Here is a 10,008-nt window from a genome sequence, read left to right on the forward strand (position 1 = left end):
ACACATGCGCCGAGCACATGCATAAAATCCCCTAACAACTAAAAGTTGTAAGGGGATTTAAATTAATTTAGTGTATCTTGGATATCTTGTTTTGTTTGATTAATATCTTCTGTTTTTTCTTCTTTTTTATCTTTTAATTTTTCTTCAACTTCTTTAGCTTTTTCTGCTGCTTTTTTATTTTGATTTTCATTAGACATGATTAATTCCTCCCAAATTGGATAATTATTTATATATAAATCTTACCCGGTTGTACTTTCGTTAAACTTTTCTAAGTCTATAGCACTATTTATTCATTTATCTAAAGACAACAACATTAGATTAATATATAATGATTTTGAGGTGAACATAATGTCTTTTCTTAGGAAACACGCCGAAATTATTTTTAGCTATTTAATCGGTATCGTTTCACTCTTCACTGGTCTCATTATTTTAATTAACTTGCCATTAATTAAACAATTAAATGGTGGTAAAAAAGTTGATACACATGTTCATAATGTGTGGGAATTTCTGAATGCATTTTTCAGTGAAATTATTAAAGTAATGAGTCGATTTATAGGTAATTTCCCTATAGTTAGTGCAATTGTGATAATTATATTCGGTATTTTAGTTATGTTGATTGGTCATACATTACTTAGAACTATTAAGTATGACTATGATATTTCTATCTTTTTCTTAGTTATCGGTATCATGTACTTTATTATTACTCTTATATTAATGACTCAAGTTTATGGATTCTTTGCAGTGATTTTCATTATTCCATTTACAATTCATATAGGATATATCGTCTATAAAGATGAATTGAATCAGGAAAATGTAAAAAATCATTTCATGTGGATAATTGTGAGTTATGGTATAAGTTACTTAATTACACAAATTGCATTGTATGGCAGAATTGATGCTAATGAAATAGAGTCAATTGATATCTTAAGTGTCAATGCTTTCTTTATAATTATGTGGTTACTTGGTCAAATGGCTATTTGGAATTTCTTGTTCTTGCGCCGAGCTTTACCTTTAACAAAGCAAGAATTAGGTGAAGAGGAGCCAGAATTATCAAGAACAAGTAAAGGGAATGTCACGAATCAAACTAAAATTCACTTGAAACAACTCCAAGATAAGACTACAGAATATGCACGTAAGACAAGAAGAAGTGTCGATTTAGATAAAATTAGAGCTAAAAGAGATAAATTCAAAAAGAAAGTTAATGATATTATCGATATTCAAGAAGACGATATTCCTGATTGGATGAGAAAACCGAAATGGGTTAAACCAATGTATGTCGAACTATTTTGTGGTGTCGTCATCTTTTTATTCACATTTTTAGAATTTAATAATCGTAATGCATTATTTGTATCTGGTGATTGGAAATTATCACAGACACAATATGTTATTGAATGGGTTACATTACTAATTCTGTTATTCATTATTATCGCATATATCGCTACAACGTTAACTTTCCACTTGAAAGGTAAGTTTTATTATTTACAACTATTTATGGGGAGCATTTTATTCTTTAAATTGTTAACGGAATTTATAAATATAATGATTCATGGACTACTACTTTCAGTGTTCATTACGCCAACATTACTATTAATGTTATTGGCAATCATCATTTCTTATTCGTTACAATTACGAGAGCGACCATAATTAAAAGCATTATAAAAGTACTATCTATTAAACATTTTGATGTGTACGCTATAAGTTAGATATATCTCTAACTTATTTAGATACAGGTCAATGAAGTTTATGGATAGTACTTTTTTTGTAACTAGATTTGATTGATTCAGGTGATGTGAATTAAGTATTGAAAATTGTATACAAAGTTTTAGTGCAAATAAAATAGTTGAAAAGTTATCCATTTGTAAAATCAAGAAAACTAGTAAATAGTTGAAGCGACATATGGAATTTGCGAAACGATATATAGTATTTCCTTTGTAGAAATTTAACATATATCATTCGAATTACTAATTTGTTAAAATCAACATTAAGATTAGAAGTAGATGATATTGAAATTTGGCAAACAATTTAATCTATATAAAACTACAACGAAACACAGAAAGGAAGTTGTCAGATGAAAATAGCAACTCTGAACAAAGGCAAAGAAACAAAATATTTTAATGGATATCCTTTAATTGAAGAAGAGGATATCTATTCACAAGATCATTTAAAAGAAGGAGATATTTTTCAAATTGTGACTGATAAATCACAATATGTTGCAACGGCTTATGTTGGTCGCCAACATAAAGGATTAGGTTGGGTTCTAACATACGATAAAGCTCAAGAAATCAACACAGCTTTCTTTGTGAAATTGTTTAATACTGCATTAGCAGAACGTGATTATTATTTTAATATAGATGGAACAAATGCTTTTAGATTATTTAATGCTGAAGGTGATGGTGTTGGGGGATTAACAATCGACAATTACGATGGTCATTTGTTGATTCAATGGTACTCAAAAGGTATTTATAAATTTAAATATGCCATTCTTGAAGCGGTTAGAAAAGTATTTGATTATAAATCTATTTACGAAAAAGTAAGATTTAAAGACAGCGAATATAGTGGTGGTTTTGTTGAAGGCGATGCACCTGAGTTTCCAATTGTTATCGAAGAAAACTTCACATTTTATAATGTAGACCTTGAAGATGGTTTGATGACAGGTATCTTTTTAGATCAAAAAGAAGTGCGCAAGAAATTAAGGGGTCAATATGCCAAAGAACGCCATGTTTTAAACTTATTTAGTTATACAGGTGCTTTTTCTGTAATAGCAGCAAGTGAGGCAACTTCAACAACAAGTGTAGATTTGGCTAATCGTTCTCGTAGTTTAACTGAAGAAAATTTTGGATTAAATGCTATTGATCCTAAATCCCAATATATTTATGTCATGGACACTTTTGATTTCTATAAATATGCTGCACGACATGGACATAGTTATGACACGATCGTGATTGATCCACCTAGCTTTGCACGCAACAAAAAACGTACATTTTCAGTGCAAAAAGATTATGACAAATTAATTAATGGCGCCTTAAATATTTTATCATCTGAAGGAACATTATTGTTATGTACAAATGCAAGTGTATATCCATTAAAGCAATTTAAAAATACTATTAAAAAGACGCTTGAAGAGAGTGGCGTTGATTATGAATTAACTGAAGTTATGGGTTTACCAAAAGATTTTAAAACGCATCCACATTATAAGCCATCTAAATATTTAAAAGCTGTTTTTGTAAATATTAGACATTAATTTGATAAAAAGGGGTATAGTAACTTATTGAGAAAAAGAAGGGTGATAATATTATGGGATTCAAAAACAATTTAACATCAAATTTAACAAATAAAATTGGTAATTCAGTCTTTAAAATAGAAAATGTTGACGGAAAAGGTGCAATGCCAACGACGATTCAAGAATTGAGAGAAAGACGACAACGTGCTGAAGCAATTGTAAAGAGAAAGTCTTTAATGTCATCAACAATGAGCGTTGTTCCAATTCCGGGTTTAGATTTTGGTGTTGATTTAAAATTAATGAAAGATATTATCGAAGATGTAAATAAAATATACGGATTAGATCATAAGCAAGTTAATAGCCTTGGGGATGATGTGAAAGAAAGAATTATGTCTGCAGCAGCAATTCAAGGTAGTCAATTTATTGGTAAAAGAATTTCAAGTGCATTTTTAAAAATAGTTATTAGAGATGTAGCTAAACGTACTGCTGCAAAACAAACAAAATGGTTTCCTGTTGTAGGACAAGCTGTGTCTGCATCTATTAGTTACTATTTTATGAATAAAATTGGAAAAGATCACATTCAAAAATGCGAAAATGTTATTAAAAATGTCATGTAGGTGCTATAATAGTTTTGCAATTTGCAAATTTTACTGAAACCGGTTTTAAACGAATTGAATTTAAAGCATGGTTTTGGTAAAGTTAATGTATAAAACTAAGTTAGTATTGTAATAATATTGAAGATTCTAACTATACGAAGGAGAAATGTAATTATGGAACAAAATTCATATGTAATCATCGACGAGACTGGTATTCACGCTAGACCAGCAACAATGTTAGTACAAACAGCTTCAAAATTCGATTCTGATATTCAATTAGAATATAACGGTAAGAAAGTAAACTTAAAATCAATCATGGGTGTTATGAGCCTTGGTGTTGGTAAAGATGCTGAAATTACAATTTATGCTGACGGTAGTGATGAATCTGACGCCATTCAAGCAATCAGTGACGTCTTATCAAAAGAAGGATTGACTAAATAATCATGTCTAAATTAATTAAAGGTATTGCTGCATCTGATGGTGTCGCAATTGCTAAAGCTTATTTATTAGTTGAGCCAGACTTAACATTCGACAAAAATGAAAAAGTCACTGATGTTGAAGGAGAAGTTGCAAAGTTCAATAGCGCTATCGAAGCTTCTAAAGTTGAGTTAACTAAAATTAGAAATAATGCAGAGGTTCAACTAGGTGCTGATAAAGCTGCTATCTTTGATGCACATTTATTAGTTTTAGATGACCCTGAATTAATTCAACCAATCCAAGATAAGATTAAAAATGAAAACGCTAATGCTGCTACAGCATTAACGGATGTAACAACACAATTTGTTACAATTTTTGAATCTATGGATAACGAATACATGAAAGAACGTGCGGCTGATATTCGCGACGTTTCTAAACGTGTGTTATCACATATTTTAGGTGTAGAATTACCGAATCCGAGTATGATTGATGAAAGCGTTGTTATTGTAGGGAATGACTTAACGCCATCTGATACTGCTCAATTAAATAAAGAATTCGTACAAGGTTTTGCTACAAACATTGGCGGAAGAACAAGTCACTCTGCAATTATGAGTCGTTCTTTAGAAATTCCAGCAATTGTTGGTACAAAATCAATTACTCAAGAAGTTAAACAAGGCGACATGATTATCGTAGATGGATTAAATGGTGATGTAATCGTTAATCCAACTGAAGATGAGTTAATCGCTTATCAAGATAAACGTGAGTGTTATTTTGCTGACAAGAAAGAATTACAAAAACTACGTGATGCTGATACTGTTACAGTTGATGGTGTTCACGCAGAGCTTGCTGCAAATATTGGTACACCTAATGATTTGCCAGGTGTTATTGAAAATGGTGCACAAGGTATCGGCTTATATAGAACTGAGTTTTTATATATGGGTCGTGACCAAATGCCTACAGAAGAAGAACAATTTGAAGCTTATAAAGAAGTATTAGAAGCAATGGACGGTAAACGTGTTGTTGTACGTACTTTAGATATAGGTGGAGATAAAGAATTATCATACTTAAACTTGCCTGAAGAAATGAATCCATTCTTAGGTTACCGTGCGATTCGTTTATGCCTTGCGCAACAAGATATTTTCAGACCACAGCTACGTGCATTATTACGTGCATCAGTTTATGGTAAGTTAAATATCATGTTCCCAATGGTTGCAACAATTAACGAATTTAGAGAAGCAAAAGCTATATTATTAGAAGAAAAAGAAAACCTTAAAAATGAAGGTCATGACATTTCGGATGATATAGAATTAGGAATCATGGTAGAGATACCTGCAACAGCAGCATTAGCTGATGTCTTTGCTAAAGAAGTAGATTTCTTCAGTATCGGTACAAATGATTTAATTCAATACACATTAGCTGCTGACCGTATGTCAGAGCGTGTATCATATCTATACCAACCATATAACCCTTCAATCTTACGTTTAGTTAAACAAGTTATTGAAGCGTCACATAAAGAAGGTAAATGGACAGGTATGTGTGGTGAAATGGCTGGAGATGAAACAGCTATTCCATTATTGCTTGGTTTAGGTTTAGATGAGTTCTCTATGAGTGCAACGTCTATTCTGAAAGCAAGAAGACAAATTAATGGTTTAAGTAAAAATGAAATGACTGAACTTGCTAACCGTGCAGTCGACTGTGCAACGCAAGAAGAAGTTATTGAATTAGTTAACAACTACGTAAAATAATTAATTCTTTCGAAAGACAGAATTATAAATAAACCCGAAGTATTCATTGTGAGTAATTATGAATACTTCGGGTTCTTTTTTATGATTTATGTTAATTTCAATGGAATGTTGTTGCTAACTAATTAAACAACTATGTGTCATTAACAAAATGTTGTTCTTTAATTAATGTTAGTTAATTTAAAAATCGATATTTAATTTATGATAGCTATAAATGATGAAGTTGATTTAGATGAAAATTAATCTTGGATATTTAATACTTTGTTGATTTCATCAAGATCAACATGGTACATTGGATTGCCATTCAACAAAATAAACGGAGTTGAAAAAGCATCAAAATCTATCATTTCGTTTCGATATTGTTGATTGTTGATATTTCTCTCTTCAAAATCAATTTGATGCTCATTTAGATAATTTTTTACAAATGTACAAGGTGGACAATCATTCTGCGTATAAACGATTATTTCTGACATGTATCATGCTCCTTCGTGCTTTATTCTAATGTAATATACACAATTATACATTGAAATTCAAATTTGTGAACACATTGTGAACTGACATAAATTATACACAATTTCATAGCGCATAATGTTTTAAAAATACACATTATAGCAATTATAATTAAGTTCATTGTGTTGTCATCAAAAAAAGAAAAAGGTGATGTTTTTAAATGGATACAGTTGAAATCAGTCGGTTTTTGACAGCTATGACTTTAGCAGTTCATATCATTTTTGCAACGATTGGTGTTGGTATGCCTTTAATGTTCGCAATTGCAGAATTTTTAGGTATTCGCAAAAATGATCTTCAATATATAGCTATGGCCAAAAGATGGGCTAAAGCTTATACAATTACTGTAGCAGTGGGAGTTGTTACAGGTACAATTATAGGACTTCAATTATCATTGATTTGGCCTACATTTATGGAAATGGGTGGACACGTTATTGCACTTCCATTATTTATGGAAACATTTGCGTTCTTCTTTGAAGCTATTTTCTTAAGTATATATTTATATACTTGGGATCGTTTTAAAAATAAATGGACACATTTCTTAATTAGTATACCAGTAATTATTGGTGGCTCTTTCTCAGCCTTCTTCATTACTTCAGTGAATTCATTTATGAATACGCCTGCAGGTTTTGAGTTGAAGAATGGAAAGATGGTCAATGTTCAACCTATAGAAGCGATGTTTAACCCATCGTTTATAGTTCGATCATTTCACGTAATTACTACAGCCGGTATGACGATGGCATTTGTTATTGCATCAATAGCAGCTTTTAAATTATTGCGTAATCGTCAACCTAAAGATACTGTCTACCATAAGAAAGCTTTGAAAATGTCTATGATAGTTGGATTCTTTTCAACATTACTTTCTATGTTGGCAGGGGATTTATCTGCAAAATTTTTGCATAAATTCCAACCTGAAAAATTAGCAGCTTATGAATGGCATTTCGATACATCTTCCCATGCTAAATTATTATTATTTGGTGTGTTAGATGAAAAGACTCAGCAAGTTAAAGGTGCGATTGAATTACCTGGACTATTGAGTTTCTTAGCAGATAATAGTGTCAAAACTAAAGTGCAAGGGTTAAATGATTTTCCAAAAAGTTTACATCCGCCTATGATTGTCCATTATTTCTTTGATTTAATGGTAACGATGGGAATTTTATGTTTTGTCATTTCAGGTGTTTATGTTTTAACTTTAATGTTTAAAAAGCTTAGAAAGTTTTCTACTCATAAATGGATGCTTTACGGAATATTATTAACAGGACCAGCTTCAATGCTAGCTATAGAATTTGGATGGTTCTTAACAGAGATGGGTAGACAGCCTTGGATTGTTCGTGGTTATATGCGCGTGGCAGAAGCAGCAACACAAGCAGGCGGAATAACCTTCGTTACAATTTTATTTGGCATATTGTACATCATTTTAATGTATACATGTGCATACGTATTAATTCGTATGTTTAAAAATAAACCGGCGTATGAAGATGTAAATCGTTTAGCCAAGAAGCAAGGAGGAGAAATAGAAAAATGATTTATGCATTTATAGGTATAACAGTGTTATGGTTGTTTTTATTTTGCTATATCATTATTGCTTCTATAGATTTTGGGGCAGGTTTCTTCGCATTGCATTCAAAGTTAACTGGTGATGAAAAGAAAATTAATCACTTAATTTCACGTTATTTGAACCCAGTTTGGGAAGTTACGAATGTATTCTTTGTTTTCTTCTTCGTAGGATTCGTAGGTTTCTTTCCAGAGTCAATCAAATATTTAGGCACGGTATTGTTAATACCAGGTTCAATAGCACTGATTATGATATCATTGAGAAACAGTTTTTATGCATTTGAAAATTATGGTCAAGATACAAAATTAGCATGGATGATCATGTATGGGGTAAGTGGATTATTAATTCCAGCTTCATTATCTACTGCTTTAACTATTACAGAAGGTGGCTATATTAATGTTCGAAACAATGTTATCGATCTAGATTGGGTGCAGTTACTATTAAGCCCATTTGCTTGGTCTGTAGTATTCTTGGCAATTATTTCAGTTTTATATATTTCATCAGGATTTTTGACATATTATGCTAAAAAAGCAAATGACGAACCAGCATATAATTTAACAAGACAATGGCACATATTTTTAGGGCCACCGATGATTATCATTTGTTTATTCGTATTTCTATCATTACGCATTCAAAATTCTGAACATTTTTATTCAGCTGTTTTTGACTACTGGTGGATGTTTGCTATAAGTTTCTTATTCTTTGCATTAGCTTCATTGTTAACATTCTTTAAGAAAAAACATGGTTTGGCTTTTGTATTTGTTATTTTACAAATGATGTTCGCGTTCTTTGGCTATGGAATTAGTAAATTGCCATACCTTTTATATCCGTTTGTAAAAATTACAGATGCATATGTTAATCCAGAAATGGGCTGGACATTAGTGATTGTCTTTATTTTAGGTTTACTTTTATTACTTCCATCGTTAATATTATTATTAAGATTATTTGTTTTCGACAAAGAATATGTTGAAGGAAAGAAATCATAAGTTGAGACGATACCCCAACTTTCATTTACTTGCATTACTGCATTTAGATAATTTAGTTGGGGTACTCATTTATAATAATTTTAAATTTATATTTTCAATGAATTGATGAAAATCATTTAATGGAGGGCGAGTATGGGTAAAGAATATGTAGTCATCGGTCTAGGTCGTTTTGGAGGTAGTATCGTTCGTGAGTTGAATGCATTAGACATGGATGTAATGGCCATCGACCATGATGAAAATAGAGTGAATGAATATAGTGATATCGCTACTCATGCGGTTGTTGCAGACACAACAGATGAAGCAGTTATGAAAAGTTTAGGTATCCGTAACTTTGATCATGTCATTGTGGCAATTGGTGAAAATATTCAATCAAGTACGTTGACGACTTTAATTTTAAAAGAGTTAGGTGTAAAAAAAGTAACTGCTAAAGCACAAAATGATTATCATGCAAAGATTTTAAATAAAATTGGAGCAGATACGGTTGTGCACCCTGAGCGTGATATGGGTAGACGTATTGCGCATAATGTTGCGAGTGCAAGTGTACTTGATTATCTTGAGTTGGCAGACGAGCATTCTATTGTAGAATTGAAAGCAACTGAAAAGATGGCGGGGCAGTCTATCATTGATTTAGATATAAGAGCACAATATGGAATTAACATTATTGCAATTAAACGAGGCAAAGAGTTCATCATTTCACCAAATCCAAATATTAATTTAGAAATAGGTGATATTTTAATCATGATTGGACATGATAATGATTTAAATCGCTTTGAAAAAAATATTGCGACGAGATAATCGGGAGTGGGACAGAAATGATATTTTCTCAAAATTTATTTCGTCGTCCCACCCCGGCAAGGTTGACTAGAATTGAAAAAAGCTTGTTACAAGCGCATTTTCGTTCAGTCAACTACTGCCAATATAACTTTGTAGAGCATTGAACATTGATTTATGTCTCAAGCTCATCATATATAAAGAAAAAGCTACT

The 10,008-nt window shown here is 31.5% G+C and carries 10 protein-coding genes; 8 read left to right on the forward strand and 2 right to left on the reverse strand.

The features are described from left to right. Positions 1–62: 62 nt before the first annotated feature. Positions 63–197 carry a glycopeptide resistance-associated protein GraF gene (graF, locus tag IDG60_RS19240; RefSeq protein WP_000064214.1) on the reverse strand — a complete coding sequence of 45 codons (135 nt, stop codon included), beginning with the start codon at positions 195–197 and terminating at the stop codon, positions 63–65. A 151-nt stretch (positions 198–348) separates the two neighbouring features. On the opposite strand from graF, the gene auxA reads away from it, so the two are divergent. The 5 genes from auxA to ptsP all read left to right on the forward strand — a co-directional run bounded on the left by auxA (position 349) and on the right by ptsP (position 5,978). Further along, positions 349–1,644 (forward strand): lipoteichoic acid stability factor AuxA, encoded by a 1,296-nt coding sequence (gene auxA, locus IDG60_RS19245; RefSeq protein ID WP_000009069.1) that lies wholly within the window; start codon positions 349–351, stop codon positions 1,642–1,644. Between the two features lie 424 nt (positions 1,645–2,068). Continuing rightward, positions 2,069–3,241, forward strand: a complete 1,173-nt coding sequence (locus IDG60_RS19250) for a class I SAM-dependent rRNA methyltransferase (protein ID WP_103182749.1) — start codon at positions 2,069–2,071, stop codon at positions 3,239–3,241. 53 nt (positions 3,242–3,294) lie between these two features. Then, complete coding sequence (locus IDG60_RS19255) at positions 3,295–3,837, forward strand: hypothetical protein (RefSeq protein ID WP_000505966.1); 543 nt, start codon at positions 3,295–3,297, stop codon at positions 3,835–3,837. Between the two features lie 153 nt (positions 3,838–3,990). Continuing rightward, positions 3,991–4,257 (forward strand): phosphocarrier protein HPr, encoded by a 267-nt coding sequence (locus IDG60_RS19260; protein ID WP_000437472.1) that lies wholly within the window; start codon positions 3,991–3,993, stop codon positions 4,255–4,257. A 2-nt stretch (positions 4,258–4,259) separates the two neighbouring features. Then, a complete protein-coding gene (gene ptsP / locus IDG60_RS19265; protein WP_000040051.1) occupies positions 4,260–5,978 on the forward strand; it encodes a phosphoenolpyruvate--protein phosphotransferase in 1,719 nt (572 codons plus the stop codon). 236 nt (positions 5,979–6,214) lie between these two features. Here ptsP and nrdH read toward each other — a convergent pair whose 3' ends face one another. Continuing rightward, positions 6,215–6,448: a glutaredoxin-like protein NrdH gene (nrdH, locus tag IDG60_RS19270; protein ID WP_001289618.1), complete on the reverse strand. Its 234-nt coding sequence runs from the start codon at positions 6,446–6,448 to the stop codon at positions 6,215–6,217. A gap of 197 nt (positions 6,449–6,645) precedes the next feature. Here nrdH and IDG60_RS19275 point away from each other — a divergent pair, with 197 nt between their 5' ends. From IDG60_RS19275 to IDG60_RS19285, 3 genes are all read left to right on the forward strand, one after another. Next, a complete protein-coding gene (locus IDG60_RS19275; RefSeq protein WP_000381849.1) occupies positions 6,646–8,007 on the forward strand; it encodes a cytochrome ubiquinol oxidase subunit I in 1,362 nt (453 codons plus the stop codon). Then, on the forward strand, positions 8,004–9,023 hold the full coding sequence (locus IDG60_RS19280; RefSeq protein WP_000638453.1) for a cytochrome d ubiquinol oxidase subunit II: 1,020 nt from the start codon (positions 8,004–8,006) through the stop codon (positions 9,021–9,023). The genes IDG60_RS19275 and IDG60_RS19280 overlap by 4 nt, the downstream gene beginning before the upstream one ends. 132 nt (positions 9,024–9,155) lie before the next feature. Beyond that, positions 9,156–9,818, forward strand: a complete 663-nt coding sequence (locus tag IDG60_RS19285; RefSeq protein WP_000514290.1) for a potassium channel family protein — start codon at positions 9,156–9,158, stop codon at positions 9,816–9,818. The last annotated feature ends 190 nt before the right edge of the window (positions 9,819–10,008 follow it).

It is taken from the genome of Staphylococcus sp. EG-SA-2, from assembly GCF_017152085.1.